This is a genomic window from Devosia sp. A369 (assembly GCF_054489345.1).
This window is the reverse complement of record NZ_JBTMWV010000015.1, coordinates 1-24669: the sequence shown is the minus strand read 5'-3', so window position 1 is coordinate 24669 and position 24669 is coordinate 1. Positions and strand designations below refer to the sequence as shown.

General features: G+C 60.0%; 21 protein-coding genes, 1 tRNA gene and 1 pseudogene. 11 read left to right on the top strand and 12 right to left on the bottom strand.

Annotated elements, in window-relative coordinates:
- The first annotated feature begins 1 nt into the window (after position 1).
- Positions 2–976 (top strand): NAD-dependent epimerase/dehydratase family protein, encoded by a 975-nt coding sequence (locus ACX3OZ_RS15820; protein ID WP_459097296.1) that lies wholly within the window; start codon positions 2–4, stop codon positions 974–976.
- The gene (locus ACX3OZ_RS15815; RefSeq protein ID WP_459104863.1) at positions 973–2136 is read left to right on the top strand and encodes a DegT/DnrJ/EryC1/StrS family aminotransferase; all 1164 of its coding nucleotides are present in this window, start codon (positions 973–975) and stop codon (positions 2134–2136) included. Before ACX3OZ_RS15820 ends, ACX3OZ_RS15815 begins: the two co-directional genes overlap by 4 nt.
- Here ACX3OZ_RS15815 and ACX3OZ_RS15810 read toward each other — a convergent pair.
- The gene (locus tag ACX3OZ_RS15810) at positions 2133–3659 is read right to left on the bottom strand and encodes an O-antigen translocase (protein WP_459104862.1); all 1527 of its coding nucleotides are present in this window, start codon (positions 3657–3659) and stop codon (positions 2133–2135) included. The two genes, ACX3OZ_RS15815 and ACX3OZ_RS15810, sit on opposite strands and share 4 nt — an antisense overlap.
- A 370-nt stretch (positions 3660–4029) precedes the next feature.
- Here ACX3OZ_RS15810 and ACX3OZ_RS15805 point away from each other — a divergent pair, with 370 nt between their 5' ends.
- The gene (locus ACX3OZ_RS15805) at positions 4030–4803 is read left to right on the top strand and encodes a response regulator transcription factor (RefSeq protein WP_459097299.1); all 774 of its coding nucleotides are present in this window, start codon (positions 4030–4032) and stop codon (positions 4801–4803) included.
- A 65-nt stretch (positions 4804–4868) separates the two neighbouring features.
- Complete coding sequence (locus tag ACX3OZ_RS15800; RefSeq protein WP_459104861.1) at positions 4869–5636, top strand: AfsR/SARP family transcriptional regulator; 768 nt, start codon at positions 4869–4871, stop codon at positions 5634–5636.
- Here ACX3OZ_RS15800 and lhgO read toward each other — a convergent pair whose 3' ends face one another.
- The 10 genes from lhgO to ACX3OZ_RS15750 form a co-directional block, all read right to left on the bottom strand.
- Positions 5637–6836 carry an L-2-hydroxyglutarate oxidase gene (lhgO, locus tag ACX3OZ_RS15795; RefSeq protein WP_459097301.1) on the bottom strand — a complete coding sequence of 400 codons (1200 nt, stop codon included), beginning with the start codon at positions 6834–6836 and terminating at the stop codon, positions 5637–5639.
- Positions 6837–6888: 52 nt separating this feature from the next.
- Positions 6889–7782 carry a dTDP-4-dehydrorhamnose reductase gene (gene rfbD, locus ACX3OZ_RS15790; protein WP_459097302.1) on the bottom strand — a complete coding sequence of 298 codons (894 nt, stop codon included), beginning with the start codon at positions 7780–7782 and terminating at the stop codon, positions 6889–6891.
- On the bottom strand, positions 7779–8843 hold the full coding sequence (gene rfbB / locus ACX3OZ_RS15785) for a dTDP-glucose 4,6-dehydratase (protein ID WP_459104860.1): 1065 nt from the start codon (positions 8841–8843) through the stop codon (positions 7779–7781). The genes rfbD and rfbB overlap by 4 nt, the downstream gene beginning before the upstream one ends.
- A complete protein-coding gene (rfbC, locus tag ACX3OZ_RS15780) occupies positions 8840–9388 on the bottom strand; it encodes a dTDP-4-dehydrorhamnose 3,5-epimerase (RefSeq protein WP_459104859.1) in 549 nt (182 codons plus the stop codon). The genes rfbB and rfbC overlap by 4 nt, the downstream gene beginning before the upstream one ends.
- 23 nt (positions 9389–9411) lie before the next feature.
- Positions 9412–10290: a glucose-1-phosphate thymidylyltransferase RfbA gene (gene rfbA, locus ACX3OZ_RS15775; RefSeq protein ID WP_459097305.1), complete on the bottom strand. Its 879-nt coding sequence runs from the start codon at positions 10288–10290 to the stop codon at positions 9412–9414.
- 397 nt (positions 10291–10687) lie between these two features.
- A complete protein-coding gene (locus ACX3OZ_RS15770) occupies positions 10688–12022 on the bottom strand; it encodes an HlyD family type I secretion periplasmic adaptor subunit (protein ID WP_459097306.1) in 1335 nt (444 codons plus the stop codon).
- On the bottom strand, positions 12019–14208 hold the full coding sequence (locus ACX3OZ_RS15765; RefSeq protein WP_459097307.1) for a type I secretion system permease/ATPase: 2190 nt from the start codon (positions 14206–14208) through the stop codon (positions 12019–12021). Before ACX3OZ_RS15765 ends, ACX3OZ_RS15770 begins: the two co-directional genes overlap by 4 nt.
- Before the next feature lie 24 nt (positions 14209–14232).
- Positions 14233–16239 (bottom strand): hypothetical protein, encoded by a 2007-nt coding sequence (locus ACX3OZ_RS15760; protein WP_459104858.1) that lies wholly within the window; start codon positions 16237–16239, stop codon positions 14233–14235.
- Between the two features lie 101 nt (positions 16240–16340).
- On the bottom strand, positions 16341–17597 hold the full coding sequence (locus ACX3OZ_RS15755) for a hypothetical protein (RefSeq protein ID WP_459104857.1): 1257 nt from the start codon (positions 17595–17597) through the stop codon (positions 16341–16343).
- A gap of 540 nt (positions 17598–18137) precedes the next feature.
- Positions 18138–18296, bottom strand: a complete 159-nt coding sequence (locus tag ACX3OZ_RS15750; RefSeq protein ID WP_459097310.1) for a hypothetical protein — start codon at positions 18294–18296, stop codon at positions 18138–18140.
- A 66-nt stretch (positions 18297–18362) separates the two neighbouring features.
- On the opposite strand from ACX3OZ_RS15750, the gene ACX3OZ_RS15745 reads away from it, so the two are divergent.
- The 7 genes and pseudogenes from ACX3OZ_RS15745 to ACX3OZ_RS15715 all read left to right on the top strand — a co-directional run.
- Positions 18363–18857, top strand: a complete 495-nt coding sequence (locus tag ACX3OZ_RS15745) for a helix-turn-helix transcriptional regulator (protein ID WP_459097311.1) — start codon at positions 18363–18365, stop codon at positions 18855–18857.
- Positions 18858–18859: 2 nt separating this feature from the next.
- Positions 18860–19342, top strand: coding sequence for a hypothetical protein (locus tag ACX3OZ_RS15740; protein ID WP_459104856.1), 483 nt, complete (start codon positions 18860–18862; stop codon positions 19340–19342).
- Positions 19343–19570: 228 nt separating this feature from the next.
- Positions 19571–19876 (top strand): hypothetical protein, encoded by a 306-nt coding sequence (locus tag ACX3OZ_RS15735; protein ID WP_459104855.1) that lies wholly within the window; start codon positions 19571–19573, stop codon positions 19874–19876.
- Between the two features lie 913 nt (positions 19877–20789).
- Positions 20790–20865 (top strand) — tRNA-Thr (locus ACX3OZ_RS15730).
- Between the two features lie 706 nt (positions 20866–21571).
- The gene (locus tag ACX3OZ_RS15725; RefSeq protein ID WP_459104854.1) at positions 21572–22318 is read left to right on the top strand and encodes a tyrosine-type recombinase/integrase; all 747 of its coding nucleotides are present in this window, start codon (positions 21572–21574) and stop codon (positions 22316–22318) included.
- A complete protein-coding gene (locus tag ACX3OZ_RS15720; protein WP_459104853.1) occupies positions 22308–23090 on the top strand; it encodes an NAD kinase in 783 nt (260 codons plus the stop codon). The genes ACX3OZ_RS15725 and ACX3OZ_RS15720 overlap by 11 nt, the downstream gene beginning before the upstream one ends.
- 115 nt (positions 23091–23205) lie before the next feature.
- Positions 23206–23460 (top strand): annotated as a pseudogene (locus ACX3OZ_RS15715) (transposase); the annotation flags it as partial.
- A gap of 813 nt (positions 23461–24273) precedes the next feature.
- Here ACX3OZ_RS15715 and ACX3OZ_RS15710 read toward each other — a convergent pair.
- Positions 24274–24669 (bottom strand): site-specific integrase (locus tag ACX3OZ_RS15710; RefSeq protein ID WP_459104852.1); only part of this gene is annotated, 396 nt, incomplete at its 5' end.

The window sequence follows — 24669 nt, the reverse complement described above, 5'->3', positions numbered from 1 at the left end:
GATGAGAGGCAAGCGCATTTTGATCACTGGTGGGGCCGGGCTTATCGGCTCCCATATTGCGGACCTTGTGGCGCGCCAGGAGCCGGCCGAGATCGTCATCGTTGACAATTTCGTGCGCGGCAGAATGACAAACCTGCATGAAGCACAAAGGCTCGCGGCGGTCACCATCGTTGAGGGAGACGTCCGCGACGCCGCCCTGGTGGCCCAGGCCATGGCGGGGATCGACATCCTCTTCCATCAGGCGGCGATCCGCATCACCCAATGCGCCGAGGAGCCAAGGCTCGCGCACGATGTGTTGGCCACCGGCACATTCAATGTGCTGGACGCTGCGGTGAACGCGGGCGTCGGGAAGGTGGTGGCCGCATCGTCCGCGTCGGTGCTGGGTGCGGCGGATGTATTCCCGACCACGGAACAGCATCACAGCTATAACAATCGCACCATCTATGGCGCGGCCAAGGTCTACAACGAGGCGCTGCTGCGCAGTTTCAACGAAATGACGGGGCTCGATTATGTGGCTCTGCGCTACTTCAACGTCTATGGCCCGCGCATGGATGTGCATGGTGCCTATACCGAGGTGTTGATCCGCTGGATGGAGCGCATCGCCAGCGGCCTGCCCCCGATCATCATGGGCGATGGCAGCCAGACCATGGATTTCATTCATGTGCGCGACATCGCCCGCGCCAACGTGCTGGCGGCACAATCTGGGGCCAGCGACGCGGTGTTCAATGTCGCCAGCGGCACCGAAATCAGCCTCAGCGACCTAGCGCGCGTGTTGCTCGCTGTTATGGGCTCGTCCCTGAGCCCGGTGCACGAACCGGCCCGCAAGGTGAACCCGGTGCCGCGCCGCCTAGCCTCGACCGAGAAGGCGGCGCGCGAGCTTGGCTTCACCAGCCAAATCGGCCTTGAGGAGGGGATGGCCGACCTCGTCGCCTGGTGGCGGCAAAGCCGGGATTCCGAGCGGAGTGCCGTCGCATGAACATGGCCATTCGCAAACTTCCCGTGGCACGGCCGGTTCTCGGTGAGGAAGAGGCCGAGGCAACCCGCCGGGTCATCCTTTCCGGTTGGGTGACGCAGGGGCAGGAAGTCGCCCGCTTCGAAGAGGAATTCGCGCGCTATGTCGACGCGCCGCACGCCTGTGCGGTATCCAACTGCACGACTGCCCTCCATATGGCGCTGATTGCCGTCGGTGTCGAAGCCGGCGACGAGGTAATTACCGTCAGCCATTCCTTCATCGCCACCGCCAATGCCATCCGCTATTGCGGCGCGCTGCCCGTCTTTATTGATATCAGCGAGGGCGGGTTCAACATCGACCCCGATCAGATCACGGCTGCCATCACGCCTCGCACCCGGGCCATCATCTGTGTCCACCAACTCGGTATGCCCTGCGACCTGGCGCCGATTGTGGCCATCGCCCAGGCCCATGATATCAAGGTCATTGAGGATGCAGCCTGTGCATCGGGCAGCGAGATTGCGGTAGATGGAGACTGGCAGCGCATTGGTCGCTGCCTTGGCGATATTGCGTGCTTTTCCTTCCACCCGCGCAAGGTGATCACCACCGGCGATGGCGGCATGCTGACCACGCGCCACGCCGACTATGACCAGAAGTTCCGCCTGCTGCGCCAGCATGCCATGAGCGTGCCCGACACTGTGCGTCATGGGGCGGCCGAGGTGATCTTCGAAAGCTATGAAACGCTCGGCTACAATTACCGCATGACCGACGTGCAGGCGGCCATTGGCCGCGTGCAATTGACCCGCCTGCCCGAGATCATTTCGCAAAGGCGGGCGCTGGCGGGGCTTTACACGACAAGGCTGGCGGCCCTCGAGGTCTTGCCCCCCATGGAGCCGGACTGGGCGCGCAGCAATTGGCAGAGCTATTGCGTGACGCTGCCGGTGTTTTGCGATCAGGTGGCGATCATGCAGACCCTCCTCGATCGGGGAATTTCTACCCGACGTGGCGTCATGAATGCCCATCTCGAACCGGCCTATTCCAACGCTGCGGCCTTCCGCAGCGTTGGCGACCTCGCCCGGTCCGTACAGGCGCAGGCCCGCGCGATCATCCTGCCGCTCTTCGTGCAGATGTGCGACGATGATGTAAATTATGTCGTCGATGAACTCGCATCGGCCCTTTCTGTCTAAGCCGCCTCCGGTCGATGCCGTAGCAGCCGGTAGACAAAGGGGCGGAGCACCAACGGTATCCATTTTTGAGGAACAATGCGGATCAGATGGGTGAGGGAAAGCCAACTGGCCGCCACCGTCATGGCCAGCCCCACCGCCAGTGCCGGCACGGGAGGCAGAAACTCGGCAGCTAATAGCGCAAGACTGGTCAGCCCGAAGAACAACGCGGCGAGCCATAGATTTTCGCGAAACCAGACAAAGCCGGTCAGCGACCGGACGAGGATGTTGATGATCGCGCCATGCCAAACATAGAGCCCGACAAAGGCAATGCCTGCGCCGACAATGCCCAGTGTATTGAACAGCAGATAGGCCAGCCCGACATGCACCGCTGTCGCGGCCACTTCCGTCCAAAAGAACATCCGCTGCCTGCCCTTGGCGAGGATGAGATAGCCCATGGGCCAGGCCATGACCCGCAGGAGCATGCCGAGGCACAGCCAGCGCAAAACCGGAACGGCGTCCCCGAATTGGCTGGAATAGAACGCTGTGATCACCAGTGGGGAAAGCGCCACGGTCGCGAGCAGGCCCGGCCCCGCCAGTAGCAGGCTTACCCGGGCCTGCTCATTAACGAGCCGGTTGGCGGCAGCGTGATCGTCGGCAAGACCCGCGAGGCGTGGGTAAAAATCCGTACCCATGGCCTGAAGGATGAAGCCGACATAGATGCCGCCAAGGGCCCAGGCCGCCTGATAATTGCCAGCGGCTTCGACGCCATCATGCTGGACGATCAGCACGCGAATGGCCAGTGCGGCACCGGCGGTGAGAATGCCGCTGGCCATGAAGGCAAAGCCCAGCCCTAATAGCAGGCGCGTTTCGGCGCTGAACGAAGACAAGGTCAGCGCTACACGCGGCAAGCTCAGTCGGCGGCCATACCAGAGGGCCGTGAGCCAGGAGGTAAAGGCCATGGCAACTAGGGAAGGGACGACCCCTGCCTCACCCCACCAATAGACCAGCACAATTGCGACCACCGTATTGACGACAGCGCCGAGCACCGTCGTGCGTGCCAGATCGCCCATGCGCCGGCTGCCTTGAAGAATGGCAAGGGGGGCGCCGGCGACGATGCGCAGGAACAGCGCCGCGCCCAGAAGGCCAACCGCCGGTGCGTTCGCCTCGGTTCCGAAGGTCAGAAGCGAGATCGGGCCGGCGACGAGGACGAGGAGGATGGCCCCCGCAACACCCAACATGACCGACAGCAGCGTGATCGTTCGCGCGACTGTGGCTATGCGCGCAGCTTCTCCCGCAGCGACGGCTACCGCCACCTGCCGAACCCCGCTCGACTGCACTCCCAGCCCGGCAACGCCTGCGCCAAGGTCAAGGATCACATTATAGAGACCGAAGAGCCCAATCCCGCTTGGCCCGAGCAACACGGCCAGTATTTTGACCCGGAATATGGAGAGGGCAATGCTGATCAGTTGCGACAGGGCGATGACTGACATGGACTTCACGATGTCGCCATATCGCCGGCCCTGCTCTCCCTTATCTTCCTCCATAGCGCGCACCTGATCTCCCGGATTGGTCGATCACACTCTTGCTGCCTCCGGGAAGCTCATCAATTGGCCGTGACCTGATCTTTTGGCGCGCCACTACATCGTCCTGGCTACGGGAAGCGCAATTCTGCAGGCCGGTCCAGGGGAGAAGGCCCGCGACATCAGGATAGCCGCCATTTCACCGCGGGTTGAGGCGCTCAAGTATTCATAACCCTAACTGTTTGGGAGGCGGTCCCCCGCTGGTGAGGACTAAATCGAAGCCGGAAAAGACTTTGACCCGTTTGATAGAGCGCCGCTCCGAGTCACGGCTGAGTCACGCCTTGTGTGATTAGTTTGAATTCTATGTAACTACAGGGCAAAAATGGGGGTAAAAATGGTTGAGACGTCTGTTATTTCAGGAGCTGGTTTGTATGCGTTTTGGCAAAACACAACAATTCAAAATAGTTGCAGAATAGGGATACTTATTCTTGCTGACACCGGAGTGGCATTTCAGAGCTTGCTCAATTCGACGCAGAAGTGTTTTCCAGAAGTAGATATTGTCCTGTCGAATAAAATCCCAGATGATAATGAGGCAACATTTGAGCCGCGGCTAATTCTTATCGATGCGTTTGCCTTCCGCAGCGTATCAACATTGATGGGAGAGTGCCGCGAACGCTTTCCAGACGCCCAGATCGCTCTCATGGTGGAAGGGGGATGGAATGAAGATCCGGCACTCAGAGCGATCGTGGCCGAACGCGCCATACAGGGGCTTGTGCCGTTCAACCTACCCATCAATGTGTGGCTGGCGACCATCTGGCTCCTGCTGAATGGTGGTGAATATTTCCCGCAAGTTGTTTCTCCAAAATCTGCTGCACGAGGTTTCTTGTCTCGCCGTGGGCCGAGCAATTCCTCTGACCCGCATGCAGATTCGGCAGGTGTTCTCTCCTCGCGAGAGGCAGAAGTTCTCGAGCTGATGTCGGATGGACTGCAAAACAAGATCATTGCGTCCAAAATGGCGCTATCCGAGCACACGGTTAAAGTACACGTTCACAATATTATTCGAAAACTCAAGGTACATAACCGGACGCAAGCAGCGGCGGTCTTCCGATCCCTAGATCGCCGCCCGTTGTATGATTCCCCGTCTATTCGCACCGCCGCCCAGATGTGATATACTCCGCTTTGGAGTGAATGATCGAGCGTCAGGAGGGCACGTTAAATGGTGCTTTTACTTGAATGACTGAACGCATCGAAATCTTTGGCAGCGAATTCGACGTGGCCATAGGGCTACTCGGCGACTCCCATGTATTCGCCTCCGGGGTCGTGGTTTATCCCACATGTCATTTTCAACGAATACTTTCCTACCTGATCATCGAGGGTCGCGGTCAGCCGATTTCCCGGCGACGCATCGCCAACCTGATCTGGTCCGACACTGCCTCCGAGCAGGCGAACGCGGATGTGCGCCAGACGGTGGCTCGCATAAGACGATTCCAGCAGCAGCACCATTTTGAAGTGCTGATGAGCGACCCCAACATGTTCTGGCTTGGCCAAGGGAACGGCGTATATATCGATCTGGTCGAGTTTCGGGAGCTCATTGCCAATCCCGGTCCCAAGGCGTGGGTGCGACTATGTGAGATCTATGGCGGTGACCTGCTGGGCGCGCACCGGCCCGCCGGGCAGGGTTTTGAAGAATGGCTGGTTCACCACCGGACGGCGCTGCGATTTGACTTTATAAATGCCATCTCGCAGGCCGTGCTACCGACCAGCCTGCTGACTCACCGGGAACGCCATTTTTGTGCATCGCGCCTACTTGATGAAGATCCCTACCATGAGGGCGCCCACAGGGCTCTCATGTATGAGGCGGCGCTGAACGGCGACTTTACCCTGCTGCGACATGTCTACGAAGAGTGCAGCAATGTGTTGCGGCGCGAATTGGGGGTAAACCCGACCGCCGAAACCGTCGACTTCTACCGCAACCTGATGAACCGGGCGCCGGCCGCTTGATTAGGCCTTGAGCCGCGCCAGCAAGCGATCGGCGATATAGTCCGCGATAGGCAACGACGAGGTGGCCGCTGGCGAGGGCGCGTTGCAGACGTGAAGCATGCGCGCCGTTTCCAGCATCAGGAAATCCTGAACCATGGAGCCGTCGCGCTTCACCGCCTGAGCGCGGATTCCAGCAGGCATGGGCGTGAGGTCGGATAGCTCCAGCTCTGGGCAGTATTTGCGGCAGGCAGCGAGGTAACGGCCGGTAAAGACGCTGTTGCTCAGTTCGTCCAGCGCCGATTTCAGGTTCTTTCCGAGCAGGTGCCATAGGCCGGGAAAGCGTGCTGCATCGGCCAAATCCTCAAGCGAGAGCGCTCGCTTGCCATACCCCTCCCGCGCCAGTCCGAGGACAGCATTGGGTCCAAGACTGATGCTGCCGTCGATCATCGGCGTCAGGTGGATGCCGAGAAACGGCAATGCCGGGTCGGGCACCGGATAGATCATGGCATTTACCAGCCCGGCACGGCGGGGCGCGAGGCGGAAATACTCGCCGCGGAAGGGCACGATGGCAAAATCGACATCGAGCCCGGCCATGCGGGCGACGCGATCTGATTGCAGGCCGGCGCAGGCGACGAGCGCTGCTGCGATGATGGTCCGCTCGCCCAGGTCCAGTTCAACGTCAGCGCCGCACTCCCTGATAGCCAAGGGCGCAGTCCTCATGGCAATTTCGCCACCATCGCGCCTGACATCCGCAGCCAGTACAGCCAGAATGTCCCGATAGTTCACGATCGCCGATGACGGCACGTGAAGCGCCTTGATGCCAGTTATCGCAGGCTCGATTGCGGTTATCTCATTGCGAGACAGGGACTGAGCGGGAATGCCGTGGGTGGCTGCCCGCTGCTCCAGCGCGTCAAGCCGCTCTACTTCCAGTGGTGAGGTCGCGACGATAAGCTTGCCGCGCTCTTCAAAGGCAATGGCATGGGCGCGACAATAGTCCTTGGTCATGCGCATGCCGGCACTACACAGCCTGGCTTTCAGGCTGCCCGGGGCATAATAGATGCCGGAATGGACAACGCCGGAATTGCGTCCCGTCTGATGGATACCGAGTTGGTCTTCTTTCTCCAACACAATGAGACTGGCGCCGGGCCGGGCAGCAAGCAGCGCCCGCGCAGTGGCCAAGCCCACTATACCCCCGCCGATGACGCAGAAATCGTAGCGCATATCTGACGCCCCTGAATCTCGTGAATCTCGTAGCAGCTATCGACGTTTCATCTCAATGGGCATTTGACGCCGCAATTTCGCGGGCAATACGCTGCGCCACTACGGTCGCGCTTTCCTGCCAGGACGGCATGGCCCAACTGAACCGGCGCTCAAAAAGCACGGCCAGCAGCGGCGAGGCGAGCGGGCGCTGCGCGGCCGTCTTGTAGTCGTCACCGGAAATGTCCTCAACTTCCGCCCAGGGCCCACCCACGGCACGGCTGGCAGCAAAAACATGGCGCGCCAGACCCGCCCAACTGGTGCTGCCGCGGCAAGTCAGGTGATAGAGCCCATAATGGTTTGCATCCAGCCTGCTAACCAGATGGAGAATCGCATCAGCGACATCGAGCATGGATGTGGGCGATCCATAGCGGTCCGCCACGACATTGACCATGCTCCTGTTTGTGGCGAGGTTCAGCATGGCGCGAATGAAATTGTTACCATAGGGGCTGTGGGCCCAGGCGGTGCGCAGGATGACGCTCTTTGCATTCGCCGCGCTCACTTCCAGCTCGCCGGCATATTTGGAGAGCCCATAGGCGCTGAGCGGCGAGGCCGCGTCGCTCTCCTCATAAGGCGCGCCCTTGTCGCCCGAGAACACATAATCGGTGGAAATATGAATGATGCTTGCGCCAACCTGCTCTGCCGCCGCCGCCAACGCACCCGCCCCGTCGCAATTGACGGCAAAGGCCAGATTGGGCTGGCTCTCGGCAAGGTCTACGGCAGTGTAGGCGGCAGCCGATACAACCATGTCGGGCCTTACATGCTCAAGCACGGGCAGAAGCGTCTCTGGCCGCAAGAGGTCGAGTTCCGGCCGGCCAAGCGCGACGAGTTCGATATCGCCGTATCTGGCCGCCCGCTCCATCAGACACTGGGCGAGCTGCCCGCTCCTGCCGCTGACCAGCACTTTCATGGGGAAAGCGCCACACCGCGGCGCGCCGTGGCCTCACCAGAGCTCTGCAGCGGCCGCCACCAATTGGCATTGTCGAGATACCAGTCGACGGTCTTGCCCAGGCCGGACTGAAGGGTCTCCTGCGGCGTCCAGCCCAGATCGCGTTCAATCTTGCTGATGTCCATGGCATAGCGCCGGTCGTGTCCGGGGCGATCGGTTACAAAGTTAACAAGTTCTGCATAGGCTGAACCATCTTCTCGTGGCGATCGCTTATCGAGGAGGGCGCAGATCTGCTCGACTATGTCGAGATTGGAGCATTCTGCCTTGCCCCCGATATTGTAGCTTTCGCCGATTGTGCCGCGCGCGCTGACCAGCGCCAAGGCACGAGCGTGGTCGTACACATAGAGCCAGTCGCGCACATTACTGCCAGTGCCATAGACCGGCAACGGCTGCTCGGCGAGGGCGTTTAGGATCATCAGAGGGATGAGCTTTTCAGGGAAGTGATAGGGACCGTAATTGTTGGAACAGTTGGACAGCACCACGGGAAGCCCATAGGTGTGGTGCCAGGCTCGGACCAGGTGGTCAGAAGCAGCCTTTGATGCCGAATACGGCGACGAAGGCGCGTAGGGCGTGGTTTCGGAAAAGAGGCTCCCGTCGAATGGCAGGTCGCCGAAGACCTCGTCGGTCGAGACGTGGTGAAAGCGAAACTGTGTCCGTTCGCGCGGCGGAAGCTTCTGCCAATGTTTCAATGCCGCATGCAGCAATGCGTATGTGCCCACGACATTGGTCTCGATGAACGCCCCCGGTGCGTCTATCGAGCGGTCGACATGGGTTTCGGCCGCGAGATGGATGATGTGATCGATGCGGTGATGCGCCAGCAAGTGGCTTACCAGTGGCCCATCGCCAATGTCCCCGCGCACAAAGGTGAAATTTGGCAGTTCGCGCAGCGCAGCGATCAACTGCAGATTACCGGCATAGGTGAGCTTGTCGAGCACCACGACGACATTGTTTGGATCCTGCATTAGATGGCGACAAAGCGCCGAGCCGATAAAACCGGCACCGCCGGTGACCAGGGCCCTCATACTGAAACCTCCATGAGCTCGGTGAGATCAGCGGCGTCGAGCGTCGGCGCCAGGCTGTCCTTATCCGAAAACAACATATCGGCAGCGAGGACAGGCCAGGCGATGGCCAGGCAGGGGTCATCAAAGCGGATGGCCCGCTCGTGCTCGCGGCTATAGGGCTGCGATACCTTGTAGATGACTTCGGTGTCCGGCTCGATCGTGACAAAGCCATGCGCGTAGCCCGCCGGTACAAGCAACTGGTTCCAGCACGCGGCCGAGAGTTCGACACCCACCCATTGCCCAAAGGTGGACGAGCTTGGGCGAATGTCCGCAGCAACGTCAAAGATCGCTCCTCGCGCCACGCGCACCAATTTGGCCTGCGCAAAGGGGGGCAATTGATAATGCAGCCCACGCATCACGCCACGCTGGCGCGAGACGGAATGGTTGTCCTGGACGAATGCGATGCTGATCCCGTGGCGGGCAAAATCCTCGGCGCTCCAGACCTCGCAAAAACTGCCCCGTTCATCGCCGTGCTGTTGTGCCTGGATTTCCAGCACACCGGCCAAGCTCGTCTCTCGAACCAATATGCTCACAGCACCAGTTCCCCGATACGCCGCTTGAGATAGGTGGCGTAGCGCGACCCGCCCAACCGCCCTGCCCGCGCCATTGCCCGCTCGGGATCGAGCCAGCCCATTTCGAGCCCGATCTCCTCGAGGCAGGCGATCTGCACGCCCTGCCGCTGTTCGATGGTGCGTACGAACGAGGCCGCATCGTGGAGGCTCTCATGCGTACCCGTATCGAGCCAGGCATAGCCTCGCCCTAGCCGCGCCACGTTAAGGAGGCCGCGTCGCAGATAGTCGTTGTTGACCGAGGTGATTTCGAGTTCGCCACGCGCCGAGGGTCTGGTCGCTGCGGCAATATCGACGACATCGTTGGGGTAGAAATAGAGCCCCGTTACCGCCCAGTCGGAGTCTGGGAATTCGGGTTTTTCCACGATATTGACGGCCTTGCCAGTACATGGATCGAAGGTGACGACACCGTAGCGCTGTGGATCATCCACCTGATAGGCAAAGATGGTGGCGCCCGCAGCGCGGGTGGCCGCCGCCTTGGTCAGATCCGCTAAACCATCGCCGAAATAGAGATTGTCGCCGAGGATCATCGCCACATTGTCGTCGCCAATGAAATTGCGGCCGATGATGAAAGCCTCGGCCAGCCCATTGGGCTGGCACTGCTCGGCATAGGATAGCTCGAGCCCGAACTCGCCGCCATCGCCCAGCAGCATCTCGAAAGCCGGCAGGTCGCGGGGCGTCGAAATTATCATGATGTCGCGGATGCCGGCGCGCATGAGAACACTCAGCGGATAATAAAGCATCGGCTTGTCATAGATTGGCAGGATTTGCTTGGAGATCGCCAGCGTCAAAGGGTAGAGCCTCGTCCCACTGCCACCCGCCAGAATAATGCCCTTCACCCTTCACTCTCCCGCTCCCAACGACCCAGTTGGCCGGATCCTCGTCGACGCCGCGGCAAAGACCCCGTCTGCAGGCCTTTACGGCAACGCGTCCCGACGCACGCTCGCACTCTGCTCATTGCAGGGCCGCTCAAATCTGGAAGTTTTTACGCGTCCTGCCTTTAGGCAGTTTGAGCTAGGTCCTGTCCCCCGCCAGCACCAAAGCACGCTCACGGGTGGCGCCGCGCCAGAATGAAGTATCTCGCGTCCGAAACTTATCGAGCCGTTGCTCCTACCGACAACGCACGCTGGCCCGCAGTCTCGGCGGAAGGACCTGAGGCAGCGTCAAGCCACCTCAGATCGGTTTGAGCTGGCCGGCACGGCAGCGCTGAGCAGAGTTGCGGCCCGTCGTGGCCCCCTATTGCTCGTGGAATGCGCGCGACATGCTGTCGGTGACGGGCTTGATCAGATATTCGAAGAAAGTCCGCTCGCGGGTTTGCACGAAGACTTCGGCGGGCATGCCGGGCGTGGGCGTGAAGCCATCGACGCGGGCGAGCTGATCGGGGGCGATGCTCACGCGGGCAACATAGACCTCCTGGTTCATGTCGGCGGCGTCGACAATGGTGTCGGCTGAGACATAGATCACCTCGCCATCAAGAATGGGCGTGGTGCGCTGGTTGAGCGCGGTGAGGCGGACCGTGGCGGGCTGGCCCTGGCTGACCTCATCGATCTGCATGCGAGGTATTTTGACCTCGACGATCAGTGGCACATTGGCCGGCAGAATCTCGAAGATGGGTTTGCCGCTTTCGATGACGCCGCCTGTGGTGTGATAATACATGCGCACGATGGTGCCGGCGACCGGTGCGGCGATGGTGGTGCGCGCCAGAACATTGTTGGCCTGCTGGCTCTGCTCGCGCAGGGCATCGAGTTCGGCCTCTACCGACTGCATTTCATCGAGCGCGGCCTGCTGAACCGCGTCGGTGGCCTGGATGATTTCGCGACGATATTTCTCGATCTGCGCTTCGGCCTCGCGCACCTCGGATTCCAGCCTCTCTACGTCGCCTTCAGCATCGGCGATGGAGCGCTCGATGGTGCGGACCGACGATTGCGGGGCAACGCCCTTAGTCTGCAGTTCGACCATGACCCGGTAGTCTTCGCGCAATAGCGCGAGCTGGCGGTTCATGGCCTCGATCTGGGCCTGCCGTCCCTCGATGCGGAAATCGAGCGCTGCCACATTCTGCTGCATCAGCGCGGTTTCGTTGACCAGCTTGTCGCGCGCCGCGTTGAAATTGGTGCGCTGGCTCTCGTTGATCGAGGCAACTTCGGCATTGTCGAGCCGGGTCAGCACGCTGGGCGGCGGCTGATACTCTTCGAGCCCATTGGCCTCGGCGCTAAGGCGGGCCCAGATAGTTTCGAGCCGCACCAGCCGCAATTGCAGCTGCTGGGCATTGGCATGGGCGGCGGTCTCATCGAGCAGCAGCATGCTCTGGCCGGCGGCGACCTGATCGCCCTCGCGCACCATCAAATCCTTGATGATGCCGCCCTCGAAATGCTGGACGATCTTGTTTTCGCCGGTCGCGACGAAGCTGCCGGGCGCGATGACGGCGGCCGAGAGGGGCGCGAGGGCCGCCCAAGCGCCGAAGCCTCCGAATGCCGCCGTGACCAGCACGAAGCCGAACAGGGTCTGCTTGCGGATGGAGCGGGGCACGCCCGAATACCATTCCAGGTTTTGCAGTTCGGCGGCTGCGGTCATGATTCCATCTCCCGGGCAGGCGAGTCGATGCCGGTCTGGCCGGCACTGGCTGCCTTGTTCTGCGTCAGCGCGGCCATGACCTCGGCGCGCGAACCGAACATCGACACCGAGCCATTGTTGAGCACGAGGATCTTGTCTACCACGTTGAGCAAAGCGGGGCGCTGGGTGATGGTGACGACAGAGATCTTCTGCTTGCGAGCATGCAGCAGCGCCTTGGCCAAAGCCGCTTCGCCGAGGGCATCGAGGTTCGAATTGGGTTCATCGAGCACCACCAGTTTGGGATCGCCGAAAAAGGCGCGGGCGAGGGCAATGCGCTGCTTCTGGCCGCCCGACAGGGGCGCGCCATCGGCAGCCACGTAGGTCTCGTAGCCCTGCGGGAAGGCGGCGATCAGTTCATGCACATCGGCCAGCACGGCGGCGTCATAAATGGCCTGATCACTGACGTCCTCGCGCATGCGGGCAATGTTGGCCTTGATGGTGCCGGGGAACAGCTGCACGTCCTGCGGCAGATAGCCGATATTTTCGCCAAACTGGCGCTGGTCCCAATTGCGCAAATCCATCAGGTCGAGCCGCACCGATCCGGAGGTGGGCAGGATGGAGCCCACTAGCATCTTGCCCAGAGTGGTCTTGCCGGCGCCCGAATTACCGATCACCGCTAGGGACTCCCCCGGCAGCAGCGAGAAGGAAATGCCGTTGAGCAGCACCTTCTTGTTGGGCGGTGGCACGAAGAGAATGCGCTCCACATCGAGCCGCCCCTTGGGGTCGGGCAGCATGAGGCGCTCGAAGTTGAACGGCGACGATTGCAGCAGGCCCTTGATGCGGTTGAAAGAGGCGCGGAACTGGGTGAAGCCGCTCCAGCCCTCGATGGCGCCTTCGATGGGGGTCAGCGCGCGGGCGGCAATGATCGAAGCGGCGATGACCATGCCGCCGGTGATCTCGCCTTCAATGGCGAGGAACGCGCCCCAGCCCAGCATGGCGACCTGGGTCAGCAAGCGCACCGCCTTGGAGACGCTCGACATCAGGATATTGCGGTCCTGCGCGCGCACCTGGGCTTTGAGCGATCCAGCGGTGTCGCGGCCCCAGATGCGGACGGCCTCGGGGATCATCGCCAATGCGTTGATGATCTGGGAGTTGCGCGACATGGAATCGAGGTGAAGCGTGGCGCGGCTCAGCAGATTGTTGGCCTCCGCGAACGGCTTGGCGGTTAGGCGCTGGTTGATCGTGGCAACCACGAACAGAACCAGCGCCGCCCCGATGACGATGAGCCCAAGATCGGGGTGGACGAGGTAGACCGCCAGCACAAAGAGCGGCGCCATGGGCGCATCGAGGAAGGCCAACAGCGTGCCCGAGACGATGAAGGTCCGTAGTTGCTGGAGATCGCCCAGCACCTGATAATCCCGGCCATTGCTGTGCAGCGAGGCGCGCGCGGCGGCGCTGAGAATGGGGGAGCCCAGTTGTACCGCCACCTCGACCGCCGTTCGCATCAGGATGAAGCGGCGCACCGCATCGAGCACGGCCTGAAGGATCACCGCGCCGACCACGGCGGCGGTGAGCATGACCAGCGTATCGAGCGAACGGCTGGTGAGCACTCGGTCGGAAATCTGGAACAGGTAGATCGGCAGCGCCAGCACCAGGATGTTGATGAAAACAGTGAAGCCCATCACAATCATCAGATTGGTCCGAACGACATCGAGCCCATTCTGAAGGCTCTGGGCGAAATTGGGCGTGGCGGTGCGCTTGTGGAAGCCATCGCGACTGCCGCCCCCGCCGCCGTTCTTGGGCTTGTCGCCGCCATCGCGAGCGGGCGGATTGACGGTTTTGAGGGGGCCCAGATCGGCATCGACAATGGGCGGGATTTTGGTTCTGGGGGCCGGCTCCGGCGTGCGGAATTCGGTCTCGCGGGCTTCCACAGGGGGAGGCGGTGGGGCGGCTTGTGGCTTGGGCTCTGGTTCTAATTCGGGTTCGGGTTCGGGTTCGGCTAACGCGGCCTCTTCCGTTTCTTCGCTTTCTGCTGGGAGGACTTCCTCTTCGGCTTCGCCCTCTTCCGCCAGGGCTTCCAGTTCGGCGGCGGCGGTGCTGATGTCGAACATCAGGCGGTCCACGCGGGCGGCTCGCGCCATCTCGCTTTGGCGCAGGTGGCGGGCCACGATGTTTTCAGCGGCTCGGGGAAGACTTTCGATGGTCATGTTCTGATCCCTGCTGGCATTGGACTAGGCGAGCACGGATTGGATGATGTCGGCCGGCGGGCCATCGGCGGAGGGCGGCGTGGGGCCCAGCCCGCCATCGAGCGGCATGTCGAGCGTCACATCGACATCGAGAAAGGCGATGACCTCGGTGACCAGCGCGTCGCCCCCGGCGGGAGCGCTGTCGGCAGCGATGATATCGGCCTGGATCAGGATGGCGTCGGAGTAGACCTGGCCATCGACATAGGCCGTGTCGCCCAGCCCGTCATAATCGGTAATGCCAGCGATGTTGACGAGGGCATTGGCGCCGGTGCTGATGTCCCACTGGCCCTCGGGTTGTCCCTCGATCACGGCGGCCTTTTGCAACGCCACCATATCGGCATCGCCCAGAATATTGGTCTGCTCGACATAGCGTAGGTCGTAGATGCCCCCTGCGACATAGAGCACACGGAGCATCTCGAAGCCCTGGAACTGCATGTCGCCAGCAAAGCTCGCCGGCATGCCGAGATTGCCACTGTCGATGTTGTCCATCGTCTGCTGGTAGTGCTCGGGCATCTCGTCGACGACACTGGTGGGGCCGACATTGTGGATGGAGGCTTCGTTCCACAGCAGGTTGCCGCTGGTGGCCAGGCTGCCCGTGCCCGCCGAACCCTTGCCTAGCATCTGGATGGTGTCGTTGTCGTAGAGCACATTGGTCTGCACGATGACGTTGGCGTCGTAGAGGTTGCCGCCCACGATGATGAGATCGAAATGGAGCCCCAGATTGAGGAAGCTCACGCCATTGAGGCCCACATTCTCGCCCGTGGTGACCACGGTATTGCTCCCGGTGGAGGAGAGCACGCTGATGTCCTGATCGGACGAAAAGGTGAACTGGCTCAGCCACTCGATGAACACCAGATCGCCTGCCACCGTCGACACCTGCCAGTTGGAGGGCATGACATCGGTATTGGCCTCGGCAGCATCGCCGGTGGCGTCTCGCACTTCCTGAATGAAAATGGCGCTGTTGATAGCGGCGGTGGTGCCGGGCAGATTCTGCGCCGCGCCGGGCACGTCGCCGTTGATGGTGTCGCTATCGAAATGGGCATTGGTCTGAATGATGACATCGAGCTGGTGCAGGTCGCCCCCGATGGCGAGGATCGAGCCGCCCACACCGCCATTGACGAAGGCCGCCTCGTTGACGAGCAGGTTCCCGCCCGAATGCAGCGTAACCGTTGCGGCCACAGTGTCGCCGGATAGGGTCACTTCGACCTGGGTTTCAGTGGGTTCTTCGGGCGGTGCTTCTTCCTCGTCGCCCATCGTTGCCTGCAGGTGTTCCGGCAGGGCGTTGGACAGCTCGGGCGCCTCATCGACCATCTCGCCGTTGAAGTAAGTGCCTCCGATGTCATCGGTGATATTGACTGTCGTGTCTGGCGGGGGAGCGCTGGTGGCCAACTGCTCGAAGACTTCGGCAACCTGCTCGATAAAGCGGGGAACGTCGCTGACGGCGTGGAGCGCAGAGGCCTCGGTGACCGGGTTGGAAATCTCGGTGACCGCGCCGTGCAGCAGCGTGATGGCCGACGCCGCGCCCGATTGGAACTCCAGCGCCCCCTCATACTCGCCCAGCACCACGATATCGTCGTCCGAAAGGGTGATCGACTGCGCGATGACGGCGATGACCGACCCGGGCTCGGGGCCGATGAAGGGACCAGGGTCCATATGCGGGCCCGATTGATCGAGCACTGGATCGTCGGGGGCGATGGGGGGCGGGCTGATGCGGGTAAAGGGGGCATGGACGCCAAATTCTTCGATGGGCGAGTGGCCCCGGATCTCCCAGGCCGGCGGCGCGTATTCGACGCCCGGCTGGTAGGCCCCAAGGGTGAATTTTTGGGTGATGTCGGCGGAGAGCTGTTCCAGGACCGGATCGAGACGATCGGCCGCAACGGCGGCCTCGATCGTCTCGTAACCGAGCCGCGTGCGCATGGCTTCCACAGCAAGTTCGAAATAGCCGAGGAAGTGGGCGACGATCTCGGTGGACGGGTCGTTGGTCAGGAACACTGGCTACCTCCGAGTGCCCGCGGCGAATGCAGGCAATGGGGACGCTTGGACCGATGCCTGCGCGGAGGATGCCGCGCAGGTCAGGCTTGATGGAAAGCTTGCTATGCGTCGTCGTTGCCGGCGTCGTTGCCCATGTGATTATCCCCGCCGACCACCGTCGTTTCGACGTTGTTCTGCTGCAGGTTCGCTCCGAGCACGACTTCCATGTTGAAGGCATTGGCTGAGACATAGGCGCTGCCATCAGCACTATTGTGGTTGGACGCATCGTCATCAGCGGTGGCGTCGAACGCGTTCTCACTGGCGTGCAAGTCGCTACCGCCGGTGGCGTAGGCGTTAAAGATCGCACCACCGTTGTTTTGCTGCACGTTCTCGAGGGCATCATTGTCGAGGATGTCGGCGACCTGGTTGATCGCAAAGCCGGCATCGTCACCGCCGCCCGAGAAGGCGCCGTTGAACACATTCTCAAAGATCACGTCATCGCCGGGATTGAAATCGAGCGTACCGCTATTGATGAACAAATTGTCCATCGTGGCGGTGCCGATATCGAGGTCGGCGAAGTCGTTGTCCTGGTTGTACGAGTCGGCAATGTCGTCATCCGAGCTGTTGAATGAGTCACTGATGGCCACGTCGATTGTCGCATCGAGATTGGTCGAGCTGTCATTATTCGAGTCATTCATCGAATTGTTCGAATTGTCGTTGTTCGAGTCATTCGTAGAATTGTTGTTGCCGCTCGAATTGTCAGAGTCGTCCGCCGAATTGTCGTCGGTTGTCGAGTTGTCGTTGTAGGAGTCGCTGATCGACTTATCGTTGGCGACGTCGTTCAGGTCGACAGTGATATCGTCGTCGGTCGAGTTGTCGTTGTTGGAGTCATTAACCGAGCTGTCATTTCCCGAGTCCGTGATCGGCATGCTGGTATTGGTCGATTGGTTGCGGCTGTCATTGAAGCTGTCGCTGGTCGTCGAATTGTCCGAACCGTCGGCCGAATTATCCGAGCTGTCGGAGTTATCGGAGTTATCGGAGTTATCGGAGTTATCGGAGTTATCGGAGTTATCGGAATTATCCGAGTTGTCGGAGTTATCGGAATTGTCCGAATTATCCGATTTGTCGTTGAAATTGTCCGTCAGATCGACATCGAGCGAATTGTCCGAACTGTCGGAATTATCCGAGTTATCGGAGTTATCGGAGTTATCGGAGTTATCCGAATTATCGGAGTTGTCCGAGCTGTCGTTTCCGATATCCGAGACAGCGACGTCGAGCGAATTGTCGGAGCCATCCGCTGATTGGTCGGAATTGTCGTTGTGGGAGTTCAGATCGGAATTGTCCGTAAACATGCCATTGTTTTGGAAGTTGTCGGCCATAAAGTCTCTCCTGCTCAAAAGCAGCGGATTGGCCAAAAACCTCACGCATTTCCAACGAGGTCAGTCTGGCTGTTCCGCGGGTTGAGGGCGAGCAAGGCGGCGGCATGTCAGGTCCGGATTTGCGGAGCGCGGTTCCGGCTGGCACCGACGACATTGGCGACGCCCGTTCGGCAACAGGGCGCTGCCAGAACCAGACGACAGTGAAACACTCGCTCCCCAGAAAACAGACAGCAATTAGATCAACCGGGGCACCAATTGTTGCCTAGTAAGTTTGATCTAAGCCCTAGAAGCCGCGAGACGTAATAAGCCTGAAGCTTATGCGTAATGAACCCCGTAGGGACTAAAAGCGGGCCCGTGGCCTATTCTACCCGAGCGAGAACGGGCGATGAACGCCCCAATACCTGACCAATCGGCTGAGATCGGGCGATGGAAAGGAGGATGTCCGCGTCAAATGTTCGGTGTTAATCTTTTGTTAATCGCAAACTTAGGTAGCAGGCTGGAATGGAGGAATCCGCCAGGTCAGGGGAGGGAAGATAGGTGTCAGATCGGGTAGGTGGCGCCATTGGTCCGATTCATCGGACGGCGACCGACAATACGCAGCGCATAGTTTTTATGGCTTCCCGACAGGCACACTACCAATGCCTTTCGCTGGCGGCGCAACGCCATTTCGCAATGTTCGAGGTCAGCCTTCTCGATCATATCTCAATCGGGGATCCCCCCGATGCTTCTGTCCGCCTTGCGATCCTGGGGCATGATGAGGGCTGGATGTCTGTCAACACTGTCCGTGAATGTCGCCGCCGCTTTCCCGAGGCGGCGATCGGCCTCGTGGTTGAGCGAGGCGCACTCGATCTCGATAGCAGGCTCATGGAGCATCACCTCGTTCAAGGTATCCTGCCGCTAACTCTGCCGCTCGAAGTGTGGCTCGCGGTGGCGTCGCTTCTGGTGGCGGGCGGCGAATACCTATCCCATGACGTGACGTTGCACCGCGATGCGCCGCCGCCCAATGCCGCCGGACAACCGATCAATGGGCTCGATACCCTCACCACGCGCGAGCGGCAAGTTCTCCAGCTGGTGTCCGTTGGCTACCAGAACAAGCTGATTGCAGACCAAACGGGGCTGTCTGAGCATACGGTGAAGGCACATGTCCACAACCTGATTGCAAAGCTCGGCTTGACCAACCGTACCCAAGCCGCAGCCGCGTTCCTTCAGGGACAGGCCGATCAGGCGCAACGGGGCCAGACCGAAATGCGGGCGCGGTGAACATGGCCCGGATTGAGAACGTGCTGCAGCTTGTGGGTCAGCTCAACTATGTCTGGACCAATACCGAGAGCCTATTCATCTACCTGATTGCCTACCTGGCCGGGACTAGGAAGGAGGCGGCGATTGTAATCTTCCTCACGCTCAACACCACCCGCGCGCGGCTGGACCTGCTCGAACGGCTCGCCAAGACCACTGGGGTAACGCCCGATACTCGCGCCGCCGTGCTCGATCTAGCCGGCCGCCTGCAGCGCGAGGCCCGGATCCGCAATAAGTACAATCACTGTATCTATTCTTTCGACGCCAATGGTGAGCTCAACAGCACCCAGCTGATGCGGATCGTCGATTTCAACGACAACCTCAAATACGGTAAGGTCGAAGCCCTGGACGATGACGAAATGGAACGCATCCGCGCCGCCATCGCCGCCATAACCGTCGCCAACCGCGATATCTTGACCTTCATGAACGCCCGAGACATCGCGGTTTAAGAGCTCGCATCGGCGCAGAAAATGCTGGGTGTGAAAAGCCAGATATAGCGGCTGAACAGTCCCGAGTTTGGTAGCCTGTAAATCGGCGAGGCGGTTGGGTGCCGATCGGCGCGATAAGCCTTTGAATCCCAATCATCGGTGGGGGTCACACAATGGCGCCGAATAACCTTCTAGGGGTCAAAGATCCGTAGGCGGGGGCGCGCCGCTGAGATGCTCTGAGAGGAATCGATGTCCGATATCCAAGGATATACATTCTACACATACTCATCTGCGTCGGGGGCCGGCGAAGACCGCTGGCATGATGACGGCGTTAGCAATGAGTTTTTTGATAATGAAATATCCGCACGTGAGGCGGTGGCAGCGTTATTTCTAGAAATTGGTCGTGATGGTGAGGAAGTCCCAAGGACGATGCTCATCGAAAGAATTGAAATTGTTCCGCTAACGAAACAGAACGTTTTAGCTCTGCTCAACAATGATCTGTCGTCATTCATCCTTCGGTACGAAGTAATTGATACCGTTAATTCTTTGAATTGAGTCTCAGTATCAGATAGTGCGCGCAATGCGGCGCATCCGGGCGCCGGCAATGAGTAACCCAGCCCAGACCTCACAGCTACCGACGGCCGCTGCGCCACCCTCCACGCCGCCGCCGGCCGATCCTAATGAGGTCTTAGGCTAGTCGCTTGGAACTGAAATTTATTCCAGTTGCCGCTCGATCATGGAAGCTGTGCGATGGCAGTGTTGATCGACGAGGTGCGCTGAGCGATGAGGGGCAGCTTTTCGAAGATTAGCTTCGGCGGGTAAGGGCGCGGGCGCCTGAAACGAAACGGATCGCGGGCACATGCCGACCCGTCCGCACGCCATGACAAGCAAGGGCCGGCCAAAAAGGGCGACCTCAGCGCATCTCCGATCAATCGAGCACACAGGTCGACCCGAGGCGCTCCATCGGACCTAGCCTACGCCGCAGGCGACCACAGCCTGCTTCGGGGGGACGATCAGCGCCCTAGCGCTGGTTATTGTGTCGACCCTGCCGGCTGTGCTGATAGCGGCTCCCGTCGCGCTTTTTTGGCTGGCGTTGGCTTTGGACCTAGATCGGCCGGATTATTTCCAATGGCGTATATGCTGGTTCGATGGGCGTTGCATAGCCGCATGCGTATAAGTATTATTGGGGGCCCGGAGAGCAAGCATAATAGAAACTGAGTGCGCTTTGCCGGTGAATAGTGAGCCACATGCCGTCCGCCAGCCTGCGCGACCGAAATAATTCGGCTCAAGCGCCTACTGGCAGCGTTGGTGGCGGTACCCGCACGCCGCCGTGACGATGAGCACGCCGACGAACGAGCCCAAACTATCCGGGCCCTGCTGCGCGATTTAGAGGGCCGCTAGAGAGTATGCCGTACGCTGTGACGTAGCCGCTTGTCTCACCCCGCCTGCAATGCTAAGCGGGGGCAGCGCCGGTATAGCTCAGTTGGTAGAGCACCTGATTTGTAATCAGGGGGTCGCGGGTTCGAACCCTGCTGCCGGCACCAATAAAACACCATGAATTAAGTGCCTCACGGGCACCCGAGACCCAAATTTCTGCTAGGGCACAGCTGCCGATTCTAGGGCAGCCTCCACCCGGACGCAACGGGGATCTTCATGGCAAATGGATATAAATCCAATTCATCAACGCTACCGTGCGATGCCGAAACAGCCGATCTTGACGCATCGGTGCTTGAGCGAGAAGCCTTCGTTCCTTTCGGACCCAACCTTCAGAGCATAGATGAAGCCCAAAAGGATATGGAAGCATTCCTTCCGCAAGCGAGTGGCAGAAAAAGCCACGCAGTTCTTACAATATTCCCTATGGGGAGGTTGGCGCGGCCCGGGCGCTCATAAAATCGCCCCTCGACTAGCAAGTCTAAAACCGGGGCAGGATTTCAACTTCAAAAGCGACCCAGCTTCCGTTGATACTATCGCAGATCTCATCCAATTATACGTATCTTCCGGATACTACAAATCACTGGCAAGCGCATCGAAAAGCTCATACCATTTGCACCTCAGGCAAATACTAGAGAAATTTGGCTCCTTGCCGCTCCAGGCGTTTGACGAGCGTGGTGCTCGATCCCTCATACGCCAGTGGCGGGACAACGAGCTCGCCTCACGCCCGAGGAGTGCTGATGCCGCCATTGCGATTCTGCGCCTTCTTCTGACTTCGCTGTCGATGAGGAATACCTGTACCGCAACCCGGCGGCTGATTTGGGTTGCATCCACACCAAGACGCGGCGAGATATCATTTGGACCGACGCCCAGATTGCGACCTTCCTCAGCAAAGCTCCCAGGCACTTGGCGCGAGTTCTATTGTTGGCGATCTGGACTGGTCAGAGGCAAGCCGACCTTATCAACCTGAAATGGGGTTCTTATGACGGGAGATATATCATGCTTCAGCCGAAGAAATCCTACCGAGGAACACCAGCTCGCCGGGTCAAGGTTCTGGTTTCCAAGGAACTGCGTCAAATCCTGACAGAAATAAACCTGGAGCAGATAGCTCGGGCCTCAGATCCAAACCCGAAGAAACGACGCCCCCAGCCAGACTACGTCCTGACAAACTCCCGCGGCATCCCCTGGTCGCTTGAGGGTTTCAAGGGGGCGTGGCGTAAGGCTGTCTCCCGGACAGGCCTGTCCGGCATAACCTTTCATGATCTGCGTGGAACGTTTATCACATTGGCGCACCGCGCTGGGGCGTCGATCGTGGAAATCGCAGAGGCAACTGGTCACGACGAAAAGGAATGTGAACGGATCATCCGCAAGCATTACCTCGCGACAGGAGCAGAGCCAGTAGTGATGAAATTGGAGGCAGTGAGGCAATTCGCCCCTAGAAATTGGCTGAACGCGAGAGCCCAAGACCTCGCGCCAAACGACCGGACCACCGGACCACGATTCCCACGAATGACGACACGGTTTGAGAAATTATGTGCACCGGGACAGGCTCATTTTGAGACGTAACGATATTCCTACCCCACAAATACATTTCGTCACCAACGGCACGCCGGAGGCCGACGCCGCCGGCGCCCGGCTGCGTCGGCGCTATGGCGATCATGCCATCACCGCCGCCGATATCGTGGTGGCCCTGGGCGGCGACGGGCTGATGCTGCAGACGCTGCACCGGGTCATGCATACCGGCGTGCCGGTCTATGGCATGAATTTCGGCTCGGTCGGGTTCATGATGAACAGCTTCTCCGAAGATGACCTGGTGGGGCGTCTCGCCTCGGTGCAGCGTACCCAGATCTTTCCGCTGTCGATGCAGGTGCTCGACACCACCGGTCATACCCAGATGGCGCTGGCGCTCAATGAAGTTTCGCTGTTCCGCTCCAGCTATCAGGCCGCCAAGATCCAGATCATCATCGATGGCGAAACCCGGCTCGAAGAGTTGGTCTGCGATGGCGTGCTGCTGGCCACCCCGGCCGGTTCGACCGCCTACAACCTATCGGCGCATGGCCCCATTCTACCCATTGAAGCGCCGCTGCTGGCGCTGACCCCGATTTCGCCCTTCCGCCCGCGACGCTGGCGCGGCGCCATCCTGTCCAACCGGGCCGTGGTGCGGCTGATCACCCGCGAGGCCGTCAAACGCCCGGTCAACGCCGTGGCCGACAATGTCGAATTCCAGAATGTGCTTGAAGTCACCATTCAGGAAGACCGCACCCATGGCGTCACCCTGCTGTTCGATCCGGGCACCAGCCTCGAAGAACGCGTATTGAGCGAGCAGTTCCGCTTCTAGACAGACACAGTGCGGTGCCGGCGCGATCGCGCAGTTGAAACCTCTGACCACGGTCTGATCTGCTGCGGGTTTTGAGGACACCGAGTTAAGGTGTTTTTGGAACTGGAGAGTTTTGATGGAGAGACGCAAGTTCAGCCGGGAGTTCAAGCTCGAGGCTGTTAAGCTGGTCAGAGAACGGGGCGTTGCTGTGGTGCAGGCGGCCCGCGATCTGGACCTGCATGTGAACGTGTTGCGCAAATGGGTGCGCGAGCAGTCTGCCGATCCGCAGCAGGCATTCCCCGGTCATGGGCAGATGAAGCCTGAGCAGCTCGAGATCGAGAAGCTGCGCCGCGAGGTCGCCAAGCTCAAGGCGGAGCGCGACATCCTAAAAAACGATCACGGGCCTTGGCCCGTCTGTGCGCGGTAGAAACTGGGTATGCTACCGTGGTCGCCGGAGGGGAGTTGCCGACTGCTTATTGGAGGCGTTCGACCCCGTTAAAAAACGTGGCACATGTGTCTCGCGATCCATTTACGGCGCAGCCCTCAATGACAAGAACTGGTGCCGCGGCCTTGATGGGCAGGCGAACGCCGAAATGGAGTGGCATGAGTGCCGCGAGGACTCACGTCGCTTTCCGCCGCTCGATCTGGCGGGTCACTGGTGGGAGGCAGCAAATGGCAATCTCACTTCGGAAATATCTCCGGCTGTGGCTCCGGAGAATGAAGTATCTGGACGAAGGCGAATCTATACAAAGCTGGCAGGCCGATCCGTTCTCCCACCCTGAGATCCAGCGCATGACGCGGGCACAACTTGCCGACCTTCCTGTATGCCGGCCGGCCAGGGAAGACAGGTAGCTCGCCTGCTGGCGCAGTAGCAGCCGCTGGCGGCGTGATCCATGGTCGTCTTAGCGATCTTTAAGCCCCCGGTGGAAACGCCGGGGCTTTCCCCTCAAAAATCCACCATTCCCACCCGCTCCAAAATGCTCCGACAGACCCTAGGTACGACACAGATGCGACATACAGGGCTCAAAGCCCCGGATTTCCTGGGGTTTTGACGGAATCATAATACGTGTGTCCCCTGCGGCAAATCTGGGTTCTGGCGTTTCTTTGGCCATCGAGACAAGTCGGGCCGTTTATACAAAGTGCGATACTGAATGTGTTGCCGACTTTAGAAGCCCTTAAAAAGTATGGACTCTCGGTCCTTTCTTCAAGAAATTCGATTCCCATTGCCGGTCCAATTGCCGGCACGAGCTAAGCCCTCGAGAAAATCCCACTCGACTGCCTGAACGATGTCATTGAGTCGGCGGATATCGACGGGCCGCGGCTCTTTCTTGGTGCCATAGCCTTTGGTGGCGCCGGTCTCGGCATGACCGAGCAGTTGCTTCTTTTCATCCTCGGTGGCGCCGACGCTCGCCGTCGCATCCTTGAAACTATGCCGGAATGAATACAGCGTCTTCTGCGGATCACCGATCTTGAGCTCGTTGCGGGCAAAGTCTGACCAGAATGACGAGACCTGCTGCGACACCGCGTCAATGTCGCCATGTTTGTCCTCCACCGGCCGCCATAGGGTGTTCCACCCCTGGGCCCTGGCCGTCTCAACAAG